The sequence below is a fragment of the Cryobacterium sp. HLT2-28 genome (assembly GCF_004402495.1).
Classification (GTDB): Bacteria; Actinomycetota; Actinomycetes; order Actinomycetales; family Microbacteriaceae; genus Cryobacterium; species Cryobacterium mannosilyticum.
The window spans coordinates 161,339-186,661 of sequence record NZ_SOFH01000029.1; the positions used below are offsets into that span (position 1 = coordinate 161,339).

Genomic DNA, 25,323 nt, shown 5'->3' on the forward strand with positions numbered 1-25,323 from the left:
ATGGCGACAGTCAGTCACAGCGCGGCCGCGTCCCACGTTGGAAAGATTCGGTCCAACAACCAGGACTCCGGGTATTCCGGCCGCCAGCTGTTCATGGTCGCCGACGGAATGGGCGGGCACGCCGGCGGCGACGTCGCCTCGGCGATCGCCACCAAGCGCATCATCGAGGCCGACCAGCCCTACCGAACCCCGCAGGACGCCGAGTTCGCCCTGCAGGCCGCCCTCATCGCCGCGAACTCGCAGCTGGCCGAGACCGTGTTCGAGCACACCGAGCTCACCGGCATGGGCACCACCGTCAGCGCCCTCGTCGTGCTCGAGGGAGAGGTGGCGATCGCCCACATCGGCGACTCCCGCATCTACCTGCTCCGCGACGGCGAGCTCTCCCAGATCACCGTCGACCACACCTTCGTGCAGCGTCTCGTCGACAGCGGCCGCATCACCGAGCAGGAGGCCATGGTGCATCCGCGCCGGTCCGTGCTCATGCGCGTGCTTGGCGACGTGGAGTCGTCGCCGGAAATCGACACGTCGATCCTGGCCACCCTCCCCGGCGACCGCTGGCTGATCTGCTCCGACGGGCTGAGCGGGGTGGTCTCGAACACCGCCATCGCCGCGGCCCTCTCCACCGACCTCGACGCCCAGGGCGTGGCGGACCGCCTGGTCAAGGAGAGCCTTGACGGCGGGGCGCCGGACAACGTCACCATCGTCGTCGTCGACATCGGCGGCCCCGACGAGCGGGTCGACGTTCCCACCGTGGTCGGCTCCGCTGCAGCCCCCCTCGCCTTCGGGGAGGAGCCGAGCCGCAGCCGCGCCCTGCGGATGTCCAGCCTGCGCCTGCACCCGGTGCGGGAGACCCACTTCGAACCTGACTCGCAGGACTACCTCTCCGAGCTGATCGAGGAAGACGAGCGCCGCGCCCGCCGGCGCAAGATCACCTGGCTGATGGGCATCATCCTGCTTGTCATCGGCATCGTCGGCGCCGCATTCCTCGGCTACCAGTGGACCCAGACTCGCTACTTCGTCGGGGTGGAAGGCAGCAACGTCGCCATCTTCCAGGGTGTGCAGCAGGATCTCGGCCCGATCGCGCTGTCGTCGGTCTACGAGGACACCAGCCTGAAAGTGTCCGAGCTGCGGGTGTTCGACCGCCAGCAGGTGCAGCAAACCATCAGCGCGACCTCCCTGGAAGACGCGAAACTCATCGTCGAACGGCTTCATGATGCCACCCTCAAATAGCCGCGGCACGGCGACGGATGCCGCCCAGCGCCCGCAAGGCGCCAAACCGGTCCGTGTGCGCCGTCTCCATCTCCCGCAGAAGCTGCGCAACCTCGAGTTGTTCCTGCTGCTCATCGCCTGCGGAATCAACGCGGCCGCCGTGGTGCTCGTGCAGCTCGGCGCCCTCGGTCACGTCGACACCACCCTCGTGCTGCTCGGTGCGGGCCTGTCCGTGCTCGTGCTGTGCATGCACGTGGTGCTGCGTCTCGTCGCCCGCGACGCCGACCCGTTCATCCTGCCGATCGCCTCCCTGCTCAACGGCATCGGCATCGCCATGATCTACCGCATCGACATCGCCAACGGCGACGCCGGCTGGGACAGCTCCGCCGTGCGCCAGACGGTGTGGAGCGCCCTCGCCATCGCCTGTGCGATCGCCGTCCTGCTCATCATCCGCAACCACCGGGTGCTGTTCCGTTACACCTACGTCGCCGGTTTCATCGCCGTCGTCCTCCTGCTCCTGCCACTGGTGCCGGGCCTGGGCCGGGAGGTCAGCGGCGCCCGGGTCTGGATCGGGATCGGCTCATTCGCCACCTTCCAGCCGGGCGAGATCGCCAAGATCGCCCTCGCCGTGTTCTTCGCCGGCTACCTCGTGCGTAACCGCGACAGCCTGTCGATGGTCGGCAAGCGATTCCTCGGCATGCGATTCCCGCGCCTGCGCGACCTCGGCCCCATCCTGGTGGTCTGGGCGCTATCGATGTCGGTCATCATCTTCCAGCGCGACCTCGGTACCGCGCTGCTCTACTTCGGCCTGTTCCTGGTCATGCTGTACCTCGCGACCGGCCGGCTCAGCTGGGTGCTCCTCGGCATGACGCTGTTCCTCGGCGGCGCCGTGATCGCCAGCCAGACCCTCGAATACGTAAACGGCCGGTTCACCAACTGGCTCGACGCGCTCAACCCGGATGTCTACGGAGCCAACGGCGGCAGCTACCAGCTGGTCCAGGGCCTCTTCGGCCTCGCCAAGGGCGGCCTGATCGGAACCGGGCTCGGCCAGGGCCGTCCGGACATCACACCGGTGCCGCAGAGCGACTACATCATCGCCAGCCTCGGCGAGGAACTCGGCCTGGCCGGACTTTTCGCCATCCTGGCCCTGTACCTGCTCTTCGTCGCCCGTGGTTTCCGGATCGGCTTCGCCGGCAACGACGACTTCGGCAAACTGCTCGGGGTCGGTCTCTCCTTCGTCGTCGCCCTCCAGTGCTTCATCGTGATCGGCGGCGTCACCCGGGTGATCCCCCTGACCGGGCTCACCACCCCATTCCTCGCCGCAGGTGGTTCCTCGCTTGTGGCGAACTGGGTCATCGCCGCCCTGCTGCTGCGCCTGTCCGACACTCTGCGCAACCAACCCAGGCTGGTGATTTAAGTGAATCGCGAACTCAAGCGCGTGAGCATCGTCGTGATGCTCATGTTCGTCGCCCTCCTCACCTCGACCACCATCATCCAGGTCTTCCAGGCCGACAGTCTCACCGCGGATGCCCGCAACACCCGCACGCTCTACGACGGCTACTCCGTCGAACGGGGGGCCATCCTCGTGGCCGGCAACCCGATCGCCCAGTCGATGCCCGTCGCCGACGACTACAAGTTCCAGCGCACCTACAGCAACGGGCCGCTCTACGCGCCGATCACCGGCTTCATGCCGATCAACGGTTCGCCGACGGGGCTGGAGCACGCACTCAACGGCGAACTCAGCGGCACGTCCAACGCGCAGTTCTTCGACAAGATCAACTCGCTCATCACCGGCCAGAACGCCAAGGGCGCCTCGGTGGAGGTCACCATCGACCCCGCCCTGCAACAGGCAGCCTGGGATGCCCTGGGCGACCTCACCGGGTCGGTGGTCGTGACAGAGCCGAAGACCGGCCGCATCCTCGCCATGGTCTCCAAGCCCGGGTACGACCCGAACCTGCTCACCGTGCACGACAACCAGAAGGTCACCGACAGCTACGAGTCGCTGGTCAGCGACACGTCCAACCCCCTGATCGACCGGGCGATCAACGCGCTCAACCCGCCCGGTTCCGTCTTCAAGCTCGTCGTCGTGACCGCCGCCCTCGAATCCGGCAAGTTCACGCCCGAGAGCACCTTCCCGAATCCGGGCACCTTCCAGCTGCCTGGGTCGAGTTCGATTGTGATCAACTCGGGCGGCGGAACCTGCGGCGGCGGAGACACCGTCACCATCGCCACGGCGCTGCGCCTGTCCTGCAACATTCCGATGGCTGAACTGGGACTCCAGCTCGGCGACAAGGCCATCCGCGACACGGCCGAGAAGTTCGGATTCAACACGGATTATTCGATTCCGTTGAATGTGTCCCAGAGTGCCTACCCACTCGAACTCGATGACGCCCAACTGGCCCTGTCGGCGTTCGGGCAGACCAGCGTGCGCGCCACTCCGCTGCAGATGGCCATGGTTTCGGCCACAATCGCCAACGGTGGCGTGGAAATGGCCCCGAACCTCATCGACCAGATTCTTGCGCCTAACCTGAGCCCGCTTCAGTCCTTCGAACCCCGCACCCTGAAACGGGTGATGAGCGCGGAAACGGCCGCGACGATCACCCAGATGATGGTGAATGGGGTCCAGGACGGTGCCGCCAGCAATGCAAGAATAGATGGGGTCAACGTGGCAGGTAAAACGGGTACGGCAGAGAATGCCGCCGATGATCCTTACACCTTGTGGTTTACCGGATTCGCCCCCGCGGAGGATCCGAAATATGCAATCTCCGTTCTCGTCGAGGATGGCGGGGGACTTGGCCAGACGGGGTACGGCAATCTCCTTGCCGCACCAATTGCAAAGCAGGTACTAGAGGCGGTGCTGAATAAATGAGACCCACAGCAGGGCTCACCTTCGGGGGACGATACGAACTGCAATCCCGGATCGCCATCGGCGGTATGGGAGAGGTGTGGCAGTCCGTCGACCTCGTGATCGGCCGCACCGTCGCCATCAAGATCCTCAAGGACGAATATCTGGGTGACCCGGGCTTCCTCGAGCGCTTCCGCGCCGAGGCCCGCCACGCCGCCCTCGTCAACCACGAGGGCATCGCCAACGTCTTCGACTACGGAGAAGAAGACGGCAGCGCGTTCCTCGTCATGGAGCTGGTTCCGGGCGAGGCGCTGTCGACCATCCTCGAACGCGAACATGTCCTGCCCACCGACAAGGTGCTCGACATCGTTTCCCAGACCGCAGCCGCGCTGCACGCCGCGCACGCCGCCGGACTGGTGCACCGCGACATCAAGCCGGGCAACCTGCTGATCACTCCCGACGGCCGGGTCAAGATCACCGACTTCGGAATCGCCCGCATCGCCGACCAGGTCCCGCTCACCGCGACCGGCCAGGTCATGGGCACCGTGCAGTACCTCTCGCCCGAACAGGCGAGCGGCCGCTCCGCCTCGCCCACCACCGACATCTACTCTCTCGGAATCGTCGCCTACGAGAGCCTCGCCGGCCGCCGTCCCTTCACGGGCGAGTCCCAGGTCGCCATCGCGATGGCCCAGATCAACGAGACCGCGCCTGACCTGCCCGAGACAGTGTCAGAACCGGTGCGCAACCTGGTCATCTCCTGCCTGGCCAAGAACCCCGCCGACCGCCCGGCCTCGGCCGCGCACCTCTCCCGCGCCGCGGCAGCCCTGCGCCGCGGGGACATCGCCGCAGCGGCGGCATCCGTGCCCGCCATCATGAACGGGGTCACACCGACCGCCGCGACGATGCTCATGCCCGGTGCCGGCGCCATGGCCGCGACGACGGTGCTGCCCACCGGGACTCCGGCCACGCGCGCCTCGACAGCGGCCGCCGCCGCGGCAGCCACGAAAAAGCGCAGCCCGTGGACCTGGCCGCTGATCGCATTGATCGCCCTGCTCGCCATCGTGCTCACCGGAACCCTGATCGCCCTCTTCACCCAGCAGGGCGCCACCCCCGCGGCGACCACCTCGGCGTCCTCGACGCCGAAGGCGACGCCCAAGGCAACCGCCACGCCCACGCCCACTCCAACGCCCACCCCGACCAGTAACACGGTCGAGGTGACCCTGGCCGACTACGCCGGGCTGACGAGCACGGAGGCCCGCGACAAGCTCGCCGGGCTGGGCTTCGTCGTGGATGTGCAGACGGGCAACGCCTCCACCAAGCCCGAAGAGGTCGCAGACACCGTCTACTCGGTGAACCCCACCGGGCCGGTGCGCAAGGGCGAGAAGATCACGGTCAAGGTCTATGCGCCCGCCGTGACCCCGGACGCCCCTACCACGGCGCCCACGGCAACCCCAGCGGCCACGGCTCAGAACAAGCCCGTGACCGTCACCTGGACCGCGCAGTCCTGCCCGAGCGGGCAGGCTCTGTCCGGCTACGAAGTGCTGGCGGAGGGCCAGGGTGCCGTCTCGCCCGCCGCCGTCGGGCCGGACGCGACCACGGCGACAGTGACCACCGGTCCGGAATCCGGAACGTTCACGGTCAAGTTCCGGTACCTCTGCGGAGGGACCCCGTCGCCGTACTCCCCGTCGTCGACCGCCGTCACCGTCACTGCGGTGCCGTAATCGGTGCCGGGGGTGTTCCGGTAAAGTAGCTGGGATCTGTGTCCGCGAACTGGGAGTAATGCTTTGACTGATGAAGGCCGTCTGCTCGCTGGTCGATACCGCGTGGGCGCACTCATCGGGCGTGGCGGCATGGCCGATGTCCACATCGGCACCGACTCCCGGCTCGGCCGCACCGTGGCCGTCAAGCTGCTCAAATCGTCGCTGGCCGCCGACCCGGCGTTCCGCACCCGTTTCCGCCAGGAGGCGCAGGCCGCCGCCCGGATGGCGCACCCGACCATCGTCCGCGTCTTCGACGCCGGCGAAGAAACGGTCGTCGACTCGAGCGGCAGCGAAACGCAGATCCCGTTCATCGTCATGGAATACGTCGACGGCCGCCTGCTCAAGGACATCATCCGCGAGGGTCCGCTCGCCCCGGCGGAGGCCGTTCGCATCATCGACGGTGTCCTGACCGCACTCGAGTACTCCCACCGGGCCGGCGTCGTGCACCGCGACATCAAGCCCGGCAACATCATGATCACCAAGACCGGGCAGGTCAAGGTGATGGACTTCGGCATCGCCCGCGCCATCTCGGACTCGTCGACGACGGTCGCGCAGACGACCGCCATCCTCGGAACCGCATCGTATTTCTCTCCCGAGCAGGCCAAGGGAGAGTCGGTGGATGCCCGCACCGACCTGTACTCCACCGGCGTTGTCCTCTTCGAGATGCTCGCCGGGCGCGCTCCGTTCCGCGGTGACAGCCCCGTCGCTGTCGCGTACCAGCACGTGAGCGAAACCCCGGTCAAGCCCAGCTCGATCAACGCCAAGGTGTCGCCGGCGCTCGACACGGTCGTGCTCCACGCCCTCGCCAAGGACCGGTTCGCCAGGTACCAGAGCGCGGTGGAATTCCGCAACGACGTCGAGACCGCCGGCTCCGGCCAGATTCCCGTGCGCCGCACCCTCGACGAGTCCGGGGCCGGACTGTTCGGGGCGCCGCCGACGTCAGCGTCCGGCTCCGAGCTCGCGCTCAAGCAGCTCTCCGAGGACGAGACCATGGTGCGCACCCAGCGCCGCCCCCCGGTCATCTGGGTGTGGGCCGGCATCCTGAGCGTCATCGTCATCGTCATCTCGGTCATGATCTGGGCGTTCAGCCTCACTCCCAGCAGCGACCTGCCCGACAACTCGCGCAAGGTGCCCTCGCTCACCGGGCAGACCTACGACAAGGCCCAGAACGAGTTGCTCGACCTCGACCTCGCGGCGACGATGGCCCAGGAGCCCAGCGCCACGGTCCCCAAGGACCGGGTCACCCGCACCGACCCGCCGGCGGGCACCATCGCCCAGCCGACCGACGTGATCAAGGTCTACGTCTCCACGGGCGCCCAGCCGGTCGAAGTGCCGGATGTCGCCAACATGCCGATCGCGGATGCCCAGGCGGCCATCACCGCCCTCGGCCTGGTTCCAGGTTCGGTCACCCAGGAGAACTCCCCGAGCATCGGCGCGAACCTGGTTCTCAGCACCGACCCGCCGGCCCTGAGCGCTGAGAAGACCGGCGTCACCGTCAACTTCACCGTGTCGAGCGGACTCGTCACCCTGCCCGACCTGGTGGGTCAGTCCCTGGTTGCAGCCAGCGACCTGCTCGGCGGCGCGGAGGTCCAGCTGGTGCCGATGCCCACCCCGGATCCCGGCTGCCCAACGAAGCCTGGATCGCCCGTGACCAAGCAGTCCTTGCCGCCCGGCGACGTTCCGCAGAAGTCCGAGGTTGCGCTGACCTACTGCTCCGGCTGAACGGACCTCCGCATCAGGCCGGCCGCCGGCTGAGCGGTCAGTTCAGCTTGAGCATGGGCGTGAGACCCTTCGCGGTCTCCCTGGCCTCCGGCAGGCCGGCCAGTGCCAGCCAGTTGCCGAGCATCCGGTAGCCACCCTCGGTCAGCACCGACTCCGGGTGGAACTGTACGCCGAGGATGGGCGCGGAGACGTGCCGGAGTCCCATGATCACGCCGCCCTGGGTGCGTGACGACACGACGAGGTCGTCCGGTACAGTCGAGTCGACCACGGCAAGAGAGTGATACCGGGTGGCCGTGAACGGCTGCGGCACGCCCTCGTAGAAGGCGCTGTCGTCGTGGGTGATCAGGCTCGTCTTACCGTGCATCAGCTCGTCGGCGTTGGTCACGGTGGCACCGAAGGCCTCCGCAATGGCCTGGTGGCCGAGGCAGACGCCGAACAGGGGCAGTCCGGACTCCAGCGCCGCCCGCACGATCGGGATCGATACTCCGGCGTCCGCCGGCTTGCCCGGGCCTGGCGACAGCAGCACACCGTCGAATTCGGCGATCCGGGAGGCGGCGTCCGCATCCGCGAACGCGTCGTTGCGCAGGACCACCGTCTCGGCTCCCAGCTCCAGCAGGTACCCGTTGAGGGTGTAGACAAAACTGTCGTAGTTGTCGATGACGAGTATGCGGGTCATGGGCTTCCCACCGTGGCTTCCTGGTTGTTGACGATCGAGTCCACCCACGGGAACACCCAGGTGGAAAGAATGACGAGCACGCCGGCCAGCAGGACGAGCACGAACAGGATGCGAAGCCAGACCGGACCGGGGAGAACCCGCCAGAGCGCTGCGTACACGGTGTCTCCTAACCCTGTGCCTGGGCGGCGATGATGGTGGCGAGTTCGGCCGGTGCGCCGGCCGAGGTGGGCTGCCAGGACTCGAACACACCGTAGGCGATGATGCGCTCGGCGGTGGAGTAGAACGGGTTGCAGCTCGTCAGAGTGATGATGCGGTCCACGGCGGACGCCTCCGGGCGGTGCGGCACAGGGTCGAGAACCTCGACGGTTGCCGGGGAGACGTATTCGAGGTCGCGGAATCGGTAGGTGTAGAAACCGTCGCTGGTCTGGACATAGATGGGATCGCCCAGCTGCAACTGATGGATCAGGTGCATGCCGCCGCCGTTGGCGCTCCGGTGCGCGGCGACGGCGAAGTTGCCCACCTCACCGGGCATCTGGGTGCCCGGGTAGTGCCCGATTCCGAGCTGCGGACTGTTGAGCACGTCCAGCCCGATCCCCTCGGCGATCGAACGGTGGTAGTCGGCGCCGAAACGCGGCACGTAGAGCACGGCGAAGGCATCAGCGGGTCCCGGCGCCGCTGCCACCACCGGAACGCCGTAGCCGGTCGGCTCCGGCGTCGGCACGGCCGTGTGGCCCCGGGCGAGGCGATCCTGTTCGATCCAGGTGCGGCTGATCTCCGCCGCGGCGCTTGATTGCGACCCGGCCATGACGGCGTCGTTCCACCACAGCTGCCAGCCGAGGAACAGGAGCACCAGGACGCCCGCCGTGATGAGCAACTCCCCGAGAACCCCGGCGACGCCGGTCCGGCCGCGCGGGCGGGGGCGCCGGCGCCCGCGGCGGGTCTCCTCCGTGGCGGGCAGATCGGCTCGGTCGCGCATGGTCTCGATTCTAATCGGCGCGCGGCAGGCCGCCGACGGACCGCCTGCAGGCGGAATCGGGCATACAGGCTAGAATCGCAGGCATGGCACGCACGAATCCCCGCACCAAGCCCGCCCGCACCGAGGTCGTTCGCTCTGGCGAGGAAGCTCCCAACGCCGTCTGGTTCAAACCGGTCATGTTCGGCTTCATGCTGATCGGGCTGGCCTGGATCATCGTGTTCTACGTGAGCCAGGGCACCCTTCCGGTCGCCTCGCTCGGTTCGTGGAACATCCTGGTCGGCTTCGGGGTCGCCTTCGTCGGCTTCCTGATGACGACCCGCTGGCGCTGACCACCCCCTTCAGGGGTGGCAATTACACCGGTGTAATTATCCCCATGTGGAAACACCTGTGGATAACTTCGGAATCGGCACCTAGGCCAGGAATTTGGCGAAGCTGAGGGCCACGAGCAGGGCTCCGAAGGCGACGATCAGCGTGGTTTGCAGCCGCTGGTCCCTGATCCGCCGGGTCTGCACGTAGATCAGGCCGATGACGGCTCCGCCGATCAAACCGCCGACATGAGCCTGCCAGGCGATGCCGAGCCCGGGGATGAAGCCGATTACGAGGTTGATGCCGACCAGGACCAGCAGCTGGGTCGAATTGCCGCCCAGTCGGCGCTGGATCACGAGGAACGCCCCCATCAGGCCGAAGATGGCCCCGGAGGCTCCAACCACCGGTATGCCCGGGTCGGCCAGGAAGAGCACGCCCAGGGAGCCGGCTAGGCCGCTGAGGATGTATAGAGCGAAGTAGCGCCCACGGCCGAGCATTCCCTCGAGGATTTGGCCGAAGATCCACAGCGTGTACATGTTGAGGGCCACGTGCAGGATCGAGCCGTGCACGAGGGCGGTGGTGAGCATCCGCCACGGCTCGAAATTGGCCGGGTAGGAGTAGGCGCCGGCGTAGAGCAGGAAGCTCGTGACCCGGTCACCAAGCAGGAACTGAAGCACGTAGACGGCGAACGTGACTCCGATGATGCCGTACGTGACGGTGGGGCTGCCCGCTCCGCCGAGCCGGGTCAGCACGGCCGGTTTGGTGCGAGGGGCGTTCTTTCGCTGCTCCTTCATGCATTCGGGGCAGATGACGCCGACCGCCGCCTGGGTCTGACATTCGGGGCAGATGGTTCGGCCGCAGCGTTGGCAGAGCACGAAGCTCTGCCTGCCCGGATGCCGATAGCAGGAATTAGCGGCGGCACCGGGCAGGTCACTCATGGGTGATGGAGCCTAAACCTGCTCGACGGTGACGCTCTCGATGACGACCTCGGTGAGGGGACGGTCACGGCCGTCGGTGGGAACCGTGGCCAGCTTCTCGACGATCGCGCGGGAGGCCTCGTCTTCGACTGCGCCGAAGATGGTGTGCTTGCCCTGGAGCCAGGTGGTCGGAACGACGGTGATGAAGAACTGCGAACCGTTGGTGCCACGACCACCCTGGATGCCCGCGTTCGCCATGGCGAGCACGTAGGGCTGGGTGAAGTCGAGGTCGGGGCTGATTTCATCGTCGAACTGGTAGCCCGGTCCGCCGGTGCCCTGGCCGAGCGGGTCGCCGGCCTGGATCATGAAGTCCTTGATGATGCGGTGAAAGACGGTCCCGTCATACAGGGGAGCCTTCGAAACCTGACCGGTGGAGGGGTGCTTCCACTCAATCTCGCCGGTCGCGAGACCGACGAAGTTCTTGACGGTCTTCGGCGCGTGATTGCCGAAGAGGTTGACCTTGATCGGCCCGAGGGTGGTATTGAGCGTGGCGACGGCAGTGTGCTTTGACATGAAGACAATTCTTGCACAGCAGGATTGGCGCAATCTGACTGCCCAACAGGGGATACCCAGAGCCCTCCCAGTCGATTGCGTGGCAAGATGGAGGGAGTTAGCCACATGACATCGATGGAGGGTCCAGATGAGCCTGTCACGCAAGCGCCGCAAGGAACTGACACGGCTGCGCAAGAGCGCAGACGAATTGTGGAACCACCAGCAGGAAGTGCTTGAGCGCGCAAACGCGATTGCGCGCGAGGCCGGCCGCCAGGCCGGGGTGCTCACCCGCGAGGAAGTTGTTCCTCGGGTCCGCGAGAGCTACGAGAACATCCTCCGCCCCAGCGTGCACGCCACGCAGGAACTCGCCGAGGGTGTGCGCCATCAGGTCGTCGAAAAGGTCCTCCCTGGCCTGGGCACCGCGATCGGCACCGTGATGAGCGTCGGCGACGTCGCGCGTGACGCGCGCGTGCGCGCCGCGATCAACCGGGTGCGGTTCCAGAAGCCCGTAGTCATCGAGAAGAAGGGCCTCAGCGCCGGCAGCTACATCGCCATCGGTGTCGGCCTCGCAGCCGCTCTCGGAGTCGCCTACGCCGTCTGGCAGACGTTCCGCGCAGACGACGAGCTCTGGGTCGCCGAAGACGAGCCCGCAGCAGCCACCTCCGTCGAGGACTAGTCCTCCGAGGTTTTTCAGGAGGGGCCCGCATCCATCGGATGCGGGCCCCTCCTCTTGTCATCACCCGCTGTTGGTCGCGCCTGTCGGGACCCGTGAATGAATCTTCGAATAAGTTATCCACAAGTAGTGACAAACCCTCACATGTGTGTTCGTGTTTTGGTATCTTCGTGGCATGGACTCACCGGCAGAGCAACTCAGACAGGCAGCGGATGCCGTCGCCCGCCTGGGCTGCTCCAGCGCCGACTACGAGGCCCTGACGGATGCCGCGGCGCTGGCCGGTCAAAAAGACATCGCCACCGCACGCCGGTTGCTGGAGACCCGGGCCGCGTGGATGGCCGCGACCATCGCCGACCGGTCCCGCCCGGAGCTGGGCCACTCGGGCCTGGCCGCTCAGCAGGGGTTCCTCTCCCCGGAGGCGATGATCCAGAAGGTCACCGGCGCAAGCAAGAACGAAGCATTCAAGCTCGTCGCCGTCGGCACGATGCTCGCCCAGGCCGAGGCCGCCGACCGGCAGGCCGCAGACGGCCTCGAGTCGCCCGGTGTTGACGGGACCGGTGCGGGCGGGACCGGCGCTGACGGGACCGGTGTCGATGGTGGTGCGGGCGACGACTCGGGCGGCCCGGGCGGCCCGGGTAGTTTCCCGCCCGATCCGGCCGGTGCCAGGTCGTGGCAGGCGCCGATCGCTCGCGCCGTGACCGCCGGGACCCTCTCCGTCGACGCCGCCGAATCCATCCGCAAGGGCCTGGGCGATATCGACACCGCCGTCACCGCCGACACACTCGCCACCGCCCTCAGCCGGCTGCTCGCCGAAGCCGGTCAGTTGAACGCGGACCAATGCTTCACCCGCGCCCGAAGGATGCGCGACGACCTCGACCAGGCCGGCATCGCCGCGAGGGAGAAGCAGGCCTACGACGACCGGTTCCTCAAGGTCTACCGGCTCGCCAACGGGATGGTCCGCCTGCACGGGCTCTTCGCCCCCGAAGATGGCGAGTTCGTGCTCTCCACCTACGACTCGATCACCAGCCCCAGGCGCGGCGGGGTGCGCTTCGTCGACCCAAAGCGCAAAGCCTGGGCCAAGGCCATCCAGGACGACCCCCGCAGCACCGCGCAGATCGCCGCGGACTCGTTCGTGCAACTACTCAAGATCGCCGGCGAAGTCGACCCCGGCCAGATGCTCGGCGGCCGCCGCCCCGCCGTGCGCATCATCGTCACCCAAAAAGACCTCACCAACGCCACCCACACCAACACCGGTGCCGGCACCGGCACCAGTACCGGGACCGGGAGCGGTAGTGGCAGTCGCAATGCGACCCAGGCACCGTCAAGCACATCCATCTCAACACCTTCAACACCCCACCTCACTGAGGCACCTGAAGCACCGGGAGCAGCAGAGATGCCAGCAGATTCCCGGCCCATCCCGGCGGTCAAACCTGACACTGCAGCCCCCTCCACTCAACCCGGTCAACCCAGCCAACCCGACATGTCCGGCCAACCCGACCAACCCGGTCAACCCGGCCAGCCCGACTTGTCCGGCGAACCCGGCCAGCCCGGCCAGCCCGCCGAGACCGGTCACTCGGGCCAACCGAGCCAGTCCAGCCAGTCCAGCCAACCCAGCCAGCCCGTTCAGCCGGGACAACCGGGGACGGCCCTGGTCCTCGCGACCGGGCACGGGTCCATCGAGGGCAGTCCCGCCCCAATCTCCTTGGCCACCGTCCAACGACAACTCTGCGACACCGGCTACCTCGGAATCCTCTTCGACAACACGGGCCAACCCATCGACGTCGGCAGGGAACAACGCCTCTTCACCCCGGCCCAACGCACCGCCATGGGCGCCCGCGACGGCGGCTGCGTCTGGCCCGACTGCGACCGGCCACCAGCCTGGACCGAAGCCCACCACCTCAAACAATGGCTCCTCGAACACGGCTACACCGACCTCGCCGACGGAGTCTGCCTCTGCCACCCCCACCACCTGCTCCTCCACAACACGGGCTGGGTCATCCTCCGGGGCGGGGACCAGTACTGGCTGAAACCACCAGCGTCCGTCGACCCGAAACAGACGCTCATCCCTCTCCCCAGCAAGACCCACCGCCAACTCGACCAGGGCACGCCGACCATCGACCGGGACACGGATTGACCGGCCGGTTCAGCCGGGCCAGACCTGCCGGTTCACCGGGGCCAGACCGGCAGTGACGCCCACGGGTGAGATCGCCGAAATCAGGGCACCACGGTCTCGACGGGCGCGATGATCGGTGATTGAACTGCCGAGATCATGGCGCCTGGTCTCCACACGCTCGACCACCGGCAGGGCTCGACTACCGAAAGGGGATGGGGTCTCGACGGACTCGACCACCGGCAACAGGCGCCAGGGTGCCACTCGGTCGACTACAGGGGTGTCGGGGTCACCACATGGGCGGGCACCCGTCCGGTGCCCGCAATCGCCTCCTGATGCCGCGAAAGGGCACCGGCTCGTCGAGTTCAGAGTGTTTGGGACTGGACGATTGTCCGGAATGTGCGGCGGCAACCGCGGAGAACACTCGGAAGACCCTGCGCCGAGACCCTGCGCCGGGGATCAGGGGTCTGAGTCGAGACTCCCCCGTTCCCAAACCGCGGGGACGGGCGTTCTTGACTGTGGAGCAAGGGGGAGACCCTCCGTTCGCTGCTGCGTCGCTCACCGCACGTTCGATTCGCAGTGGTCTATTGAATCAGTGGTCTCTCAAATGAAAAACGCCCGTCCCGGGATGCGGGGACGGGCGTTCTTCACTTGTGGAGCCACGGGGAATCGAACCCCGGACCTCCTGCTTGCAAAGCAGGCGCTCTACCAATTGAGCTATGGCCCCGCATGATCACGGGGACGTGTGTGTTGCGGTGCTGCGTGGGGATACCGGGATTTGAACCTGGGACCTCTTCGTTATCAGCGAAGCGCTCTAACCAACTGAGCTATATCCCCCTATTGGGCAGATTTGAGACTACCGGATCTGGCCGGTTTCTCCCAATCGGGCCGAGAATCGGCCCGATTGGGAGCGGTTGACGCTAGTTGTTGGTGAAACCGACCAGCAAACCGCCGGTGATCTTCACGCTCAAGTTGTAGAGCACTGCATAAACGGCACCGAGAGCCGTAATGACGACCGTGTTCAGAATCGCCACGACCACGGCGAAGCCCATGACGTTGCCGATCGACAGGATGCTGGCGAGATCCGCCGACGAGCCGGCGATGTCGGCGTACAGGGCGTCGACCTTCTCGAAGATCCCGGTCCCGTTCAGCACGGTGAAGACCAGGAACGTCGCCACGATGGTCACGATTCCCAGGCACAGCGCGATCAGGAACGACAGCTTCACGGCCGACCAGAAGTCGATATAGACCAGCTTGAGGCGAACCTGCTTGCCCGTGCTCGGCCTCCGGCCGGACTTCTTGGCGAGCTTTTCTGCGACACTACTCATTTACGGGCTCTTCCTTCCCCGAGTCGCCGTCCGGTTCAGCCGCTTCGATCTCGGCCACCAGATTGCGCTCGGTGTTCTTCGCTATGGCAATGATCCTGTCTTCATCCGCAAACTTAGCGAAGACAACGCCCATCGTGTCCCGCCCCTTGGCCGGGACTTCGGCGACGTCAGAGCGTACCACCTTGCCGCTGGCAAGAACCACAAGGACCTCGTCCTCCTCGTCGACGATGAGGGAGCCGACCAGGTCGCCGCGGTCGTCGTTCAACTTGGCGACCTTGATGCCCAGGCCGCCGCGGTTCTGCAGGCGGTACTGGTCGGCGGCGGTGCGTTTTGCGTATCCACCCTCGGTGACCACGAACACGTAGCCATCGTCCGAGACGACGGAGGCGTCGAGCAGCTTGTCCTCACCTCTGAAGTGCATGCCGATCACGCCGGAGGTGCTGCGACCCATCGGGCGCAACGCCTCGTCCGAGGCCGTGAACCGGATGGACATGCCCTTTCGGGAGACGAGCAGCAGGTCGGAGTCCTCTTCGACGAGCAGCGCGGAGACGAGTTCGTCGCCCTCACGGAGCTTGATCGCGATGATCCCGCCGGTGCGGTTCGTGTCGTATTCGCTCAGCGCGGTCTTCTTGATCAGACCGTCCCTGGTGGCCAGGGTGAGATACTGGGCAACCCCATAGTCGCGGATGTCGAGGATCTGCGCGATCTCCTCACCGGGCTGCAGTGCGAGCAGGTTGGCCACGTGCTGGCCCTTCGCGTCGCGGCCGGATTCCTGCGCCTCGTAGGCCTTGGCCCGGTAGACCCGGCCTGTGTTCGTGAAGAACAACAACCAGTGGTGCGTGGTGGTGACGAAGAAGTGCTCGACCACGTCATCGGCGCGCAGCTGCGCACCCTTGACGCCCTTGCCGCCTCGGTGCTGGTTGCGGTAGTTGTCGCTGCGGGTGCGCTTGATGTAGCCGCCGCGGGTGACCGTGACCACCATCTCCTCCTCGGGGATGAGGTCTTCGACCGACATGTCCCCGTCGAACCCGAACATGATCTCGGTGCGCCGCACATCGCCGAACTTGTCGGTGATCTCGGTCAGCTCCTCGCTGATGATCGTGCGCTGGCGCTCCGGGCTGGCCAGGATCGACTTGAATTCGACGATCTGCAGTTCGAGCTCGGCGGCCTGGTCGATGATCTTCTGACGCTCAAGGGCGGCCAGACGGCGCAGCTGCATGGTCAGAATCGCGTCGGCCTGGAGCTTGTCCACGTCGAGCAGGTCCATCAGACCGGTGCGGGCGTCGTCGACCGTCGGGGAGCGACGGATGAGGGCGATCACCTCATCGAGGGCGTCAAGGGCCTTGAGGTAGCCGCGGAGGATGTGCGCATCCGCTTCGGCCTTGTTCAGTCGGAACTGGGTGCGCCGAACGATGACCTCGACCTGGTGGGCAACCCACGCGGCGATGAAACCATCGAGCGACAGCGTGCGCGGCACACCGTCGACGATCGCGAGCATGTTCGCGCCGAAGTTCTCCTGGAGCGGGGTGTGCTTGTAGAGGTTGTTGAGTACGACCTTGGCTACCGCGTCGCGCTTGAGCACGATCACGAGGCGCTGGCCGGTGCGGCCGGACGTCTCGTCGCGGATGTCTGCGATGCCGGCGATCTTGCCGTCCTTGACGAGGTCGGCGATCTTGATCGCCAGGTTGTCCGGGTTGACCTGGTACGGCAGTTCGGTGATCACGAGGCAGGTACGGCCCTGGAGTTCCTCGATGCTGACCACGGCCCGCATGGTGATCGAGCCGCGGCCCGTTCGGTAGGCGTCCTGGATGCCCTTGATCCCGAGGATCTGCGCGCCGGTCGGGAAGTCCGGGCCCTTGATCCGCTGGATGAGCGCTTCGAGCAGCTCATCCCGGTTCGCGTCGGGGTTCTCGAGGTACCAGAGGGCGCCGGCGGCCACCTCGCGCAGGTTGTGCGGGGGGATGTTGGTGGCCATGCCGACGGCGATGCCGACCGACCCGTTCACCAGCAGGTTCGGGAACCGGGCGGGCAGCACGGTCGGTTCGAGCGTGCGGCCGTCGTAGTTGTCCTGGAAATCGACGGTGTCTTCGTCGATGTCGCGCACCATTTCGAGGGCCAGCGGTGCCATCTTCGTCTCGGTGTACCGCGGGGCGGCGGCGCCGTCATTGCCCGGGGAACCGAAGTTTCCCTGGCCGAGGGCGAGCGGGTAGCGGAGACTCCACGGCTGAACGAGACGCACGAGGGCGTCATAGATCGACGAGTCACCGTGCGGATGGAACTGGCCCATCACGTCGCCGACGACACGGGCGCACTTGGAGAACGCCTTGTCGGGGCGGTATCCGCCGTCGAACATGGCGTAGATCACCCGGCGGTGCACCGGTTTCATGCCGTCACGCACGTCGGGCAGGGCGCGCCCGACGATGACGCTCATCGCGTAGTCGAGATAGGAACGCTGCATCTCCAGCTGGAGGTCGACCTGGTCGATCCGGCCGTGCTGCACGAGGTTCCTGGCGGCGGCGGCGGCATCCGCCGCCGCGACCAGGCTGTCCCCGCTGCTCGCCGCAGAGGTCTCCTCGCCGGTGGTGCCGTCGTTGGTGGTGTCGTCAGATGTCAAGGAAACGCACGTCCTTCGCGTTCTTTTGGATGAAGTTTCGACGGGACTCGACGTCCTCGCCCATCAGGGTGGAGAAGATCTCGTCGGCGGCGGCCGCGTCGTCGAGCGTGACCTGCAGCAGTGTGCGGGACTCAGGGGCCATTGTGGTTTCCCACAATTCCTTGTAGTCCATCTCGCCGAGGCCCTTGTACCGCTGGATGCCGTTGTCCTTCGGGATCCGCTTGCCGGCGGCGGCGCCGTCGGCGAGAAGAGCGTCGCGTTCCTTGTCGGAATACACGTACTCATGCGCCGAGTTCGCCCACTTGAGGCGGTACAGCGGCGGCTGGGCGAGGTACACGTAGCCGAGGTCGATCAGCGGGCGCATGTACCGGAACAGCAGGGTCAGCAGCAGGGTCGTGATGTGCTGGCCGTCGACGTCGGCGTCGGCCATCAGCACGATCTTGTGATATCTGACCTTGTCCGGGTTGAATTCCTCGCCGATGCCGGCGCCGAACGCGGTGATCATCGCCTGAACCTCGTTGTTGCCGAGGGCACGGTCCAGCCGCGCCTTCTCGACGTTGAGGATCTTGCCGCGCAGCGGGAGGATCGCCTGCGTCTCGGGGTTGCGGCCCTGCACGGCGGAGCCGCCGGCCGAGTCACCCTCGACGATGAAGATCTCGGAGATCGACGGGTCCTTGCTCTGGCAGTCCTTGAGTTTGCCGGGCATTCCGCCACCCTCGAGGAGACCCTTTCGGCGTGCGGTTTCCCGCGCCTTGCGAGCGGCCATCCGGGCGTTCGACGCCTGCAGCGCCTTGCGGATGATCTCCCGCGCCGGGTTCGGGTTGCGGTTGAACCAGTCGGAGAGCTGATCGTTGGCGACCTTCTGCACGAACGACTTCGCCTCAGTGTTGCCGAGTTTAGTCTTCGTCTGGCCTTCGAACTGCGGTTCGGCGAGCTTGATCGACACGACCGCGGTCAGTCCCTCGCGCACGTCGTCGCCGGTGAGGTTGTCATCCTTTTCCTTCAGGATGCCCTTTTCCCTGGCGTATTTGTTGACCAGGGTGGTCAGCGCGGCGCGGAAGCCCTCTTCGTGGGTTCCGCCCTCGTGGGTGTTGATCGTGTTCGCGTAGGTGTGCACGCTTTCGGTGTACGCGGTGGTCCACTGCATGGCCACTTCGAGGGCCATCTTGCGTTCGTGGTCTTCCCACTCGAAGGAGATGATCTCCTCATTGACCAGGTCGGCCTTCTTGGCACGGTTCAAGTACTCGACGTAGTCGACGAGACCCTTCTCGTACATGAAGGTCTTGTGGATGGGATTGCCCTCGTCGTCGAGGTGATCCGGCCGCTCGTCGGTGAGTGTCAGGCTCAGGCCCTTGTTGAGGAACGCCATCTGCTGGAATCTGGCCCGCAGGGTCTCGAAATCGAATTCGATCGTCTCGAAGGTTTCCGCGCTGGGCCAGAACGTGATCGTGGTGCCGGTCTCGTCGGATGCCTCATCCATGGTGAGCGGAGCATCCGGGACACCGTCGTGGAAGCGCTGCCGCCACACGTGGCCCTGCCGGCGCACCTCGACGTCGAGGCGGGAAGACAACGCGTTGACAACGGAGCTGCCGACGCCGTGCAGCCCACCGGAGACGGAGTAACCGCCGCCGCCGAATTTTCCGCCCGCGTGCAGGACGGTCAGCACGACCTCGACGGTCGACCGTCCCTCCGCCTTGTGGATGTCTACCGGGATGCCGCGCCCATTGTCGGCGACGCGAACGGCGCCGTCGGCCAGGATCTTGATGCCGATGGTGTCGCAATGCCCGGCAAGAGCCTCGTCGACGGAGTTGTCCACAATCTCGTAGACAAGGTGATGCAGTCCCCGCGGTCCGGTCGACCCGATATACATTCCGGGTCGTTTGCGAACGGCTTCAAGTCCTTCGAGAACCTGGATATCGTCGGCACCGTATCCGTGCTCCGGCTCGATCTGTGGTTCAACTGACATCTGTAATTGGGCTCCTGACCGTCGCGCGGGCGACCCTTTAGCTTACCAAACGGGCGCACGGACCCGGGCCAAAATCGGCGATCTGACGCGTTTTATTCCCCGGGGTGACCAGATTTGTCTCCCTAGCCGTAGGTATCGCGCGGACCGCGCCCTGGGATTGATCTGGGACCCTTTTTCCAGGAGGGGGCGTTGGGTCCCTGAAAACGGATCGACTGGATACCCGCGTCGGGGTACCTCACGGCGATGTGCGTCATGATGTCGACCCTCATCATCCGAAGCTGGGTGGCCCACGCCGTCGACTCGCATTGCACGGTGAGGACACCGTCCTCGATGCCCGCCGGAGTGGAGTGCTTCGACGTTTCCTCACCGGCGAGCTCAATCCACGAGGCAAGGAGCTCCGACTGGGCCAGCGGTGAGTTCCAGCCGAGCTGCAGGGTCAGCGAGTTGATCGTGTCGCCGATGCCACGCGGGTCGCGACCCGCGCCGAACGGAACGCTCGACCCGGCCTCATCCCTCGGGCGGCGCCTGGCGCGCACCCGTTTTGCGTTCGGGTCGCCGAACACGTCCTTGAAGCGCAGGTAGACCCGGGATGCCTCGCTCGGCTCAGCCATCGACGACCGCCCCCGCGTTGATGTGGATCGTGTGCGCGGTGAGTTCCTCGGGCACATCCTCGAGCACGGCCGCAGTGATCAGCACCTGCTGGAATCCGGTGACCGCCGCCGCCAGCCGCCGTCGCCGGGAAAGGTCGAGTTCGGCGAAGACGTCGTCGAGGATCAGCACGGGGTCGCCACTGGCGGAATCCCGGCGGAGCAGTTCGGCCGACGCGAGTTTGAGGGCGAGGGCGAACGACCAGGATTCCCCGTGGCTGGCATACCCCTTCGCGGGGAGCTGGTTGAGCATGAAGACCAGGTCGTCGCGGTGCGGTCCGACCAGGGTCATTCCGCGGTCGAGTTCCTTTCGCCGCAAGCCGGCCAGCGCGGCCCGGAACAGGTCTGTCGTCGACCCGGCCCCGCCGGTCGAGCTTGCCGTGACCCCGATGCCCACAATGGTCTCGACAGTCTCGAGCACCGCACGCGGCTCGACCGATGCGGAATTCTCCTCATCCGCTCCCATGATGCTCAGCGAACTGAGCAGCTGCGGTCCGTGGTCCTCCCCGGCGACGGCTTCGTACGCCGCGCGCAGCGGATCGCCGAGCTGGCTCACGAGTTCGGCGCGCTCGTCGATGATCTCCGAACCCAATTCGACAAGCCGGTCGTCCCAGATTTCCAGTGTTCCCAGCTGGGTTGTGCGGAGACCGGACGCGCGGGCGGATTTCAACAGGGTGTTGCGCTGACGCAGCACACGGTCGTAATCGGCGAGGACCCCGGCGAGCCGGGGAGTGCGCAACACGAGGAGCTGGTCCAGAAAACGGCGCCGGCCCGACGGGTCGCCCCGCACCAGCGCCATGTCTTCGGGGGCGAACAGGACGCTCGAGAAATATCGGGGAAGGTCACGGGTCTTGATCACCGAACGATTGACCTGGGCCCGGTTCAACCCTGAGCGGTTGATCTGCACCTCGGTGAGCAGGTCACGTCCGTTGTATTCGAGCCTGGCCCGGATGATCCCGGCGTCCTGGCCCGCCCTGATCATCGCGGAGGTGGTCGACACCCGGTGCGAGCTGAGCGTGCTGAGAAACCCGAGAGCCTCAACCAGGTTGGTCTTGCCCTGACCGTTTCGCCCCACGATGAGGTTCGGCCCCGGTTCAAAGGGAACCTCGACTGCCGCGTAATTGCGGAAATCGGTGAGTGAGAGGTGAGTGACCCGCACTCGAGTCAGTCGGCCTTTTTGACGGCGTGGCCACCGAACTGGTTGCGCAGTGCCGCGACCGCCTTCATGGCCGGCGAATCTTCCTGTCGTGAAACGAATCGTGCAAAGATGGCCGCGCTGATCGTGGGGACCGGAACGGCGTTGTTGATGGCTTCCTCGATGGTCCACCGACCTTCGCCGGAGTCCTCCACGAATCCCTCGATCGCGCCGAGGTCCGGGTCCTCGTCCAGGGCCTTGACCAGCAGCTCGAGCAGCCAGGAACGCACCACAGTCCCGCGCTGCCAGGCCTTGAAGATCCCCGGGACATCCTTGATCAGGTCATCCCGCTTCTCGAGCAGTTCATAACCCTCGGCATAGGACTGCATGAGCGCGTATTCGATGCCGTTGTGCACCATTTTCGCGTAGTGGCCGGCCCCGACCTCGCCGGCGTGCACGAAACCTTCTTCGCGCGGTCCTTCCGGGCGCAACGCGTCGAACACGGGCATGGCGCGCGCGACCTGATCGGCTGATCCGCCCACCATCAGACCGAAACCGTTGTGCAGCCCCCACACCCCACCGGACACTCCCGCGTCGATGTAGTTCACCCCGGTCTTCGCGAGCAGGGCTGCGTGGGTGAAATCATCGGTGAAGCGCGAGTTGCCACCGTCGATGACCAGGTCGCCGTCTTCGAGCAACGCGGAGAGCTCGGTGATCACCGCGGTCGTGATGCTGCCGGCCGGAACCATCACCCAGACCAGGCGGGGAGATGGCAGCGCCTCAACGAGAGCGGCCGTCGATGCGACATCAGTCAATCCCGGGTTGCGGTCGTAGCCGGTCACGTCGATGCCGCCCGCCCGGAGGCGGTCGCGCATGTTCGCGCCCATTTTGCCGAGGCCGATGATGCCGATGTGCATGGTCTGTCTCCTGGTTAGCGCAGCAGCAGGTTGGGCTGGAGCAGGTACTTGTAGCTGTCGGCGCCGGGCTGGTCCCGAGAGGTCTGGCTCGTGATCAGCACAGGGCCGGGCTTGTTGGGGTTCTCCGTCTTCGTGAATGAGATGCGCACGAATTCGGAGTGCACGGCGCCGAGGCCGTCAAGCAGGAACTGCGGTTTGAGGGAGACGACCGTTTCGGTCCCGGAGAGGATCGCATCGATCGTTTCGGACGCCTGGGCCTGCTCGGACCCGACGGCCTCGAGGGTGAGCCCGTCGGCGGTGAAGGTGAAACGCAGTGCCGCCTCACGCTCGAGGACCAGCTGCACCCGGCGGGTGGCTTCGATCAGCTCGGCGGTGTTCATCACGGCGTAGTTGTCGACGTTCTCCGGAAAGAGCCGGCGCACGGGTGGATAGTTGCCCTTGATCAGGAGGCTGGTCACGGTCTTCTTGTCAGCCGTGAACGCGATCAGCTCGCGGTCGTCGGTGTTCGTGATGGCGACCGAGATGGTGCCGCTGTGGCCGAAGGTCTTACCGACCTCCTGCAGTGTGCGGGCAGGTACCAGCGCCGTGATGGTGTCTGTGGCGGTATTGGTTCCCGGGTCCCAGTCGATCTCACGAACGGCGACGCGGTAGCGGTCGGTCGCGACGAGGCTGAGGCTGTTCTCGGTGATCTGAAGCTGCACTCCGGTGATGACCGGGGTGACGTCGTCCCGGGATGCGGCGACGGCCACCTGGGCGACGGCTGCAGCGAATTCTTCCGCCGGGACGAGTCCGGACTGGGCACTGACCTGCGGGATGCTCGGATATTCCTCGACCGGCATGGATAGCAGGGTGAAGCTGGCCGAGCCGCAGCTGACCGTGATCCGTGACTCATTCGTCGAGAAACGCACCGGGGCATTGGGCATCCGGCTCGCGATCTCGGCCAGCAGACGACCGGAGACCAGAACCTTGCCGGTTTCCTCGACGTCTGCGGCGATCTCGGTTTGCGCCGACACCTCGTAGTCGAACGACGAGAGGATGAGGCCGGTCGCTGTCGCTTCGATCAGCACACCGCTCAAAATGGGCAGCGTGGTGCGCTGGGGAAGGAGCTTCACAGCGAAAGAGACGGCTTCGCTGAAGACGTCTCGGTTGGCCTGAAATCTCACGAAGTCACTCCTGTCGATGGGAGACCTGGATACGGCCTCAATGCTAGTCGGGTTTTTTTGTCATTCGTTGCGATGGTGCGGAGCAGCAAAGGTTGTCGGATGGAGAGAGATAGAAGTTAATTGTTAATCTTCTTAACCGTTGTGGAAACTGTGGATAACTCTGTGGATGACGCGGAATCACTGGGAACTACAAACATGTAACTTGTTGGCAGCCTGTGAGCGTTAATCGCACTGCGGTGTCGGGCGTCGAATCCGTCCGACACCGTTTGCACAAGCAGCGCCGGAGTTTCCACAGGTTGAACCCTGTTGTCCAAAGAGTTTCCACAGGGTTTTCCACAGGTGTGAAAACTGAGGGATTCTGTGGCTTATTTGTAGCGGTGGTTCTGTTTGATGCGATTAGTGAGCTCTGTGACCTGGTTGTAGATCGAGCGACGTTCCTTCATCAGCTCACTGATCTTCTTGTTCGCGTACATCACCGTGGTGTGGTCCCGGTTGCCGAACAGCTGCCCGATCTTGGGCAGAGAGAGGTTGGTGAGCTCACGGCACAGGTACATGGCGATCTGGCGTGCGGTGGCGACGGCCTGGGACCGGGACGAACCGTAGAGGTCGTCGACGGTGAGTTTGAAGTAGTCCGCCGTGTTGGTGATGATGTCCACCGGGGCGATGACATTGTCTTCGTCGAGCGTGATGAGGTCCTTGAGCACCGTCTGGACCAGGTCCATGTCTACGGGGGTGCGATTGAGACTGGCGAAAGCGGTGACCCGGATCAGCGTCCCCTCGAGTTCACGGATGTTGGAAGAGACCTTCGACGCCATGAACTCGAGGATGTCGTGTGGCACCTGGAGCTTCTCGCTCTGGGCCTTCTTGCGCAGGATGGCGATGCGCGTCTCGAGGTCGGGAGCCTGCACGTCGGTGATCAGACCCCACTCGAACCGTGATCGCATCCGGTCTTCGAACCCGGTGAGGTGCTTGGGCGGCAGGTCGCTCGTGATGACCACCTGCTTGTTGTGGTCGTGCAGGGTGTTGAAGGTGTGGAAGAAGGCCTCCTGCGTCTCCGCCTTGCCCTGGAGGAACTGGATGTCGTCGATCATCAGGATGTCGATGTTGCGATACCGGGCCTGGAAGGCCGAGCCGCGGTTGTTCGCAATCGAGTTGATGAAATCGTTGGTGAATTCCTCGCTACTGACGTAGCGAACGCGGATGCCGGGATACAGGCTCATCGCATAGTGACCGATGGCGTGCAGAAGGTGGGTCTTGCCCAGGCCGGAGGACCCATAGACGAAGAGGGGGTTGTACGCCTTCGCCGGCGCTTCCGCGACCGCGACCGCAGCGGCGTGGGCGAAGCGGTTGGACTGGCCGATCACGAAGTTGTCGAAGCTGTACTTGTTGTTCAGCCGGGTGTCGTGGGGGCGTTCGGGTGACGTGCTCTCGAAGACCGACTGCGGCGCTGCGGGGGTGTCAACGTCGGGCGGGGACATCGTCTCCTGCACCGGGCGGATCGATTCCTTCTCCAACTCCGGGTTGACCACCACGTAAAAGGTCGACACCGCGGTCGACTCGGAGAGCTGGCTCATGGCAGTCAGGAGCGGGACCCGCATCCGCTGATTGAGCATGCTCGCGGTGAACTCGTTGGGCACCTCGAGATAGAAGGTTCCCGCCGCGATGCCCTTGGGTTCGACCAGATTAAGGAAGCCGTAAAGCATCGGTGTGATGGTGTCATCGGACTCAAGGCTGGTCAGTACTGCCCGCCAGGTGTCTGCGATAGGTTGTTCGTCGGCCATGGTTCCCCGTTATCTCTCATTGTTGC

21 protein-coding genes and 2 tRNA genes are annotated in these 25,323 nt (G+C 65.5%); 8 read left to right on the plus strand and 15 right to left on the minus strand.

Features of this window, described 5'->3' with window-relative positions; translation table 11 throughout:
• From E3O48_RS15730 to pknB, 5 genes are all read left to right on the plus strand, one after another.
• Window positions 1–1,230, plus strand: a complete 1,230-nt coding sequence (locus E3O48_RS15730) for a PP2C family serine/threonine-protein phosphatase (RefSeq protein WP_134540313.1) — start codon at window positions 1–3, stop codon at window positions 1,228–1,230.
• Window positions 1,214–2,626, plus strand: a complete 1,413-nt coding sequence (locus E3O48_RS15735) for an FtsW/RodA/SpoVE family cell cycle protein (RefSeq protein ID WP_134540568.1) — start codon at window positions 1,214–1,216, stop codon at window positions 2,624–2,626. The genes E3O48_RS15730 and E3O48_RS15735 overlap by 17 nt, the downstream gene beginning before the upstream one ends.
• Window positions 2,627–4,078, plus strand: a complete 1,452-nt coding sequence (locus tag E3O48_RS15740; RefSeq protein WP_134540316.1) for a penicillin-binding protein 2 — start codon at window positions 2,627–2,629, stop codon at window positions 4,076–4,078. It abuts the gene before it with no gap.
• Window positions 4,075–5,775, plus strand: coding sequence for a protein kinase (locus E3O48_RS15745; protein ID WP_134507601.1), 1,701 nt, complete (start codon window positions 4,075–4,077; stop codon window positions 5,773–5,775). Before E3O48_RS15740 ends, E3O48_RS15745 begins: the two co-directional genes overlap by 4 nt.
• Window positions 5,776–5,904: 129 nt before the next feature.
• Window positions 5,905–7,536 (plus strand): Stk1 family PASTA domain-containing Ser/Thr kinase, encoded by a 1,632-nt coding sequence (gene pknB / locus E3O48_RS15750; RefSeq protein ID WP_241982577.1) that lies wholly within the window; start codon window positions 5,905–5,907, stop codon window positions 7,534–7,536.
• 37 nt (window positions 7,537–7,573) lie between these two features.
• On the opposite strand, the gene E3O48_RS15755 is transcribed toward pknB, so the two are convergent.
• The 3 genes from E3O48_RS15755 to E3O48_RS15760 are packed head-to-tail and all read right to left on the minus strand — an operon-like array spanning window position 7,574 to window position 9,188.
• Entirely contained in the window at window positions 7,574–8,212 is a 639-nt protein-coding gene (locus E3O48_RS15755) for an aminodeoxychorismate/anthranilate synthase component II (protein ID WP_134540322.1), read from the minus strand.
• Window positions 8,209–8,370: a hypothetical protein gene (locus tag E3O48_RS17705; RefSeq protein ID WP_166788730.1), complete on the minus strand. Its 162-nt coding sequence runs from the start codon at window positions 8,368–8,370 to the stop codon at window positions 8,209–8,211. Before E3O48_RS17705 ends, E3O48_RS15755 begins: the two co-directional genes overlap by 4 nt.
• Before the next feature lie 8 nt (window positions 8,371–8,378).
• Entirely contained in the window at window positions 8,379–9,188 is an 810-nt protein-coding gene (locus E3O48_RS15760; protein WP_134540325.1) for a class E sortase, read from the minus strand.
• Between the two features lie 83 nt (window positions 9,189–9,271).
• Here E3O48_RS15760 and E3O48_RS15765 point away from each other — a divergent pair, with 83 nt between their 5' ends.
• Window positions 9,272–9,517 carry a cell division protein CrgA gene (locus tag E3O48_RS15765; RefSeq protein WP_134507597.1) on the plus strand — a complete coding sequence of 82 codons (246 nt, stop codon included), beginning with the start codon at window positions 9,272–9,274 and terminating at the stop codon, window positions 9,515–9,517.
• Window positions 9,518–9,598: 81 nt separating this feature from the next.
• On the opposite strand, the gene E3O48_RS15770 is transcribed toward E3O48_RS15765, so the two are convergent.
• On the minus strand, window positions 9,599–10,288 hold the full coding sequence (locus E3O48_RS15770; RefSeq protein WP_241974622.1) for a rhomboid family intramembrane serine protease: 690 nt from the start codon (window positions 10,286–10,288) through the stop codon (window positions 9,599–9,601).
• A gap of 156 nt (window positions 10,289–10,444) precedes the next feature.
• The gene (locus tag E3O48_RS15775) at window positions 10,445–10,984 is read right to left on the minus strand and encodes a peptidylprolyl isomerase (RefSeq protein WP_134507595.1); all 540 of its coding nucleotides are present in this window, start codon (window positions 10,982–10,984) and stop codon (window positions 10,445–10,447) included.
• A gap of 127 nt (window positions 10,985–11,111) precedes the next feature.
• Here E3O48_RS15775 and E3O48_RS15780 point away from each other — a divergent pair, with 127 nt between their 5' ends.
• Window positions 11,112–11,639: a hypothetical protein gene (locus E3O48_RS15780; RefSeq protein ID WP_134507594.1), complete on the plus strand. Its 528-nt coding sequence runs from the start codon at window positions 11,112–11,114 to the stop codon at window positions 11,637–11,639.
• A gap of 172 nt (window positions 11,640–11,811) precedes the next feature.
• On the plus strand, window positions 11,812–13,770 hold the full coding sequence (locus tag E3O48_RS15785) for a DUF222 domain-containing protein (protein ID WP_134540328.1): 1,959 nt from the start codon (window positions 11,812–11,814) through the stop codon (window positions 13,768–13,770).
• Window positions 13,771–14,400: 630 nt separating this feature from the next.
• On the opposite strand, the gene E3O48_RS15790 is transcribed toward E3O48_RS15785, so the two are convergent.
• The 10 genes from E3O48_RS15790 to dnaA form a co-directional block, all read right to left on the minus strand.
• Window positions 14,401–14,473, minus strand: a tRNA-Ala gene (locus tag E3O48_RS15790).
• Window positions 14,474–14,509: 36 nt separating this feature from the next.
• Window positions 14,510–14,583, minus strand: a tRNA-Ile gene (locus E3O48_RS15795).
• A gap of 83 nt (window positions 14,584–14,666) precedes the next feature.
• Window positions 14,667–15,074 carry a DUF3566 domain-containing protein gene (locus E3O48_RS15800; protein ID WP_134507568.1) on the minus strand — a complete coding sequence of 136 codons (408 nt, stop codon included), beginning with the start codon at window positions 15,072–15,074 and terminating at the stop codon, window positions 14,667–14,669.
• Window positions 15,067–17,616 carry a DNA gyrase subunit A gene (gyrA, locus tag E3O48_RS15805; RefSeq protein ID WP_241982583.1) on the minus strand — a complete coding sequence of 850 codons (2,550 nt, stop codon included), beginning with the start codon at window positions 17,614–17,616 and terminating at the stop codon, window positions 15,067–15,069. The genes E3O48_RS15800 and gyrA overlap by 8 nt, the downstream gene beginning before the upstream one ends.
• Before the next feature lie 61 nt (window positions 17,617–17,677).
• Complete coding sequence (gene gyrB, locus E3O48_RS15810; RefSeq protein ID WP_134507570.1) at window positions 17,678–19,654, minus strand: DNA topoisomerase (ATP-hydrolyzing) subunit B; 1,977 nt, start codon at window positions 19,652–19,654, stop codon at window positions 17,678–17,680.
• Window positions 19,655–19,776: 122 nt separating this feature from the next.
• Entirely contained in the window at window positions 19,777–20,265 is a 489-nt protein-coding gene (locus E3O48_RS15815) for a DUF721 domain-containing protein (protein WP_134507571.1), read from the minus strand.
• Window positions 20,258–21,460 carry a DNA replication/repair protein RecF gene (gene recF, locus E3O48_RS15820; protein WP_134540334.1) on the minus strand — a complete coding sequence of 401 codons (1,203 nt, stop codon included), beginning with the start codon at window positions 21,458–21,460 and terminating at the stop codon, window positions 20,258–20,260. The genes E3O48_RS15815 and recF overlap by 8 nt, the downstream gene beginning before the upstream one ends.
• Before the next feature lie 5 nt (window positions 21,461–21,465).
• A complete protein-coding gene (gene gnd / locus E3O48_RS15825) occupies window positions 21,466–22,353 on the minus strand; it encodes a phosphogluconate dehydrogenase (NAD(+)-dependent, decarboxylating) (RefSeq protein WP_134507573.1) in 888 nt (295 codons plus the stop codon).
• A gap of 14 nt (window positions 22,354–22,367) precedes the next feature.
• Complete coding sequence (dnaN, locus tag E3O48_RS15830; protein WP_134540337.1) at window positions 22,368–23,516, minus strand: DNA polymerase III subunit beta; 1,149 nt, start codon at window positions 23,514–23,516, stop codon at window positions 22,368–22,370.
• Between the two features lie 365 nt (window positions 23,517–23,881).
• On the minus strand, window positions 23,882–25,297 hold the full coding sequence (dnaA, locus tag E3O48_RS15835) for a chromosomal replication initiator protein DnaA (protein WP_134507575.1): 1,416 nt from the start codon (window positions 25,295–25,297) through the stop codon (window positions 23,882–23,884).
• Between the last annotated feature and the right edge of the window lie 26 nt (window positions 25,298–25,323).

Bases quoted from the DNA above. Each gene is read 5' to 3' on its own strand.
- E3O48_RS15730 (WP_134540313.1), top strand. From the start codon at position 1: ATGGCGACAGTCAGTCACAGCGCGGCCGCGTCCCACGTTGGAAAGATT.
- E3O48_RS15735 (WP_134540568.1), top strand. From the start codon at position 1,214: ATGCCACCCTCAAATAGCCGCGGCACGGCGACGGATGCCGCCCAGCGC.
- E3O48_RS15745 (WP_134507601.1), top strand. From the start codon at position 4,075: ATGAGACCCACAGCAGGGCTCACCTTCGGGGGACGATACGAACTGCAA.
- pknB (WP_241982577.1), top strand. From the start codon at position 5,905: ATGGCCGATGTCCACATCGGCACCGACTCCCGGCTCGGCCGCACCGTG.
- E3O48_RS15755 (WP_134540322.1), bottom strand. From the start codon at position 8,212: ATGACCCGCATACTCGTCATCGACAACTACGACAGTTTTGTCTACACC.
- E3O48_RS15760 (WP_134540325.1), bottom strand. From the start codon at position 9,188: ATGCGCGACCGAGCCGATCTGCCCGCCACGGAGGAGACCCGCCGCGGG.
- E3O48_RS15765 (WP_134507597.1), top strand. From the start codon at position 9,272: ATGGCACGCACGAATCCCCGCACCAAGCCCGCCCGCACCGAGGTCGTT.
- E3O48_RS15770 (WP_241974622.1), bottom strand. From the start codon at position 10,288: ATGAAGGAGCAGCGAAAGAACGCCCCTCGCACCAAACCGGCCGTGCTG.
- E3O48_RS15775 (WP_134507595.1), bottom strand. From the start codon at position 10,984: ATGTCAAAGCACACTGCCGTCGCCACGCTCAATACCACCCTCGGGCCG.
- E3O48_RS15780 (WP_134507594.1), top strand. From the start codon at position 11,112: ATGAGCCTGTCACGCAAGCGCCGCAAGGAACTGACACGGCTGCGCAAG.
- E3O48_RS15785 (WP_134540328.1), top strand. From the start codon at position 11,812: ATGGACTCACCGGCAGAGCAACTCAGACAGGCAGCGGATGCCGTCGCC.
- E3O48_RS15800 (WP_134507568.1), bottom strand. From the start codon at position 15,074: ATGAGTAGTGTCGCAGAAAAGCTCGCCAAGAAGTCCGGCCGGAGGCCG.
- gyrB (WP_134507570.1), bottom strand. From the start codon at position 19,654: ATGTCAGTTGAACCACAGATCGAGCCGGAGCACGGATACGGTGCCGAC.
- E3O48_RS15815 (WP_134507571.1), bottom strand. From the start codon at position 20,265: ATGGCTGAGCCGAGCGAGGCATCCCGGGTCTACCTGCGCTTCAAGGAC.
- gnd (WP_134507573.1), bottom strand. From the start codon at position 22,353: ATGCACATCGGCATCATCGGCCTCGGCAAAATGGGCGCGAACATGCGC.
- dnaA (WP_134507575.1), bottom strand. From the start codon at position 25,297: ATGGCCGACGAACAACCTATCGCAGACACCTGGCGGGCAGTACTGACC.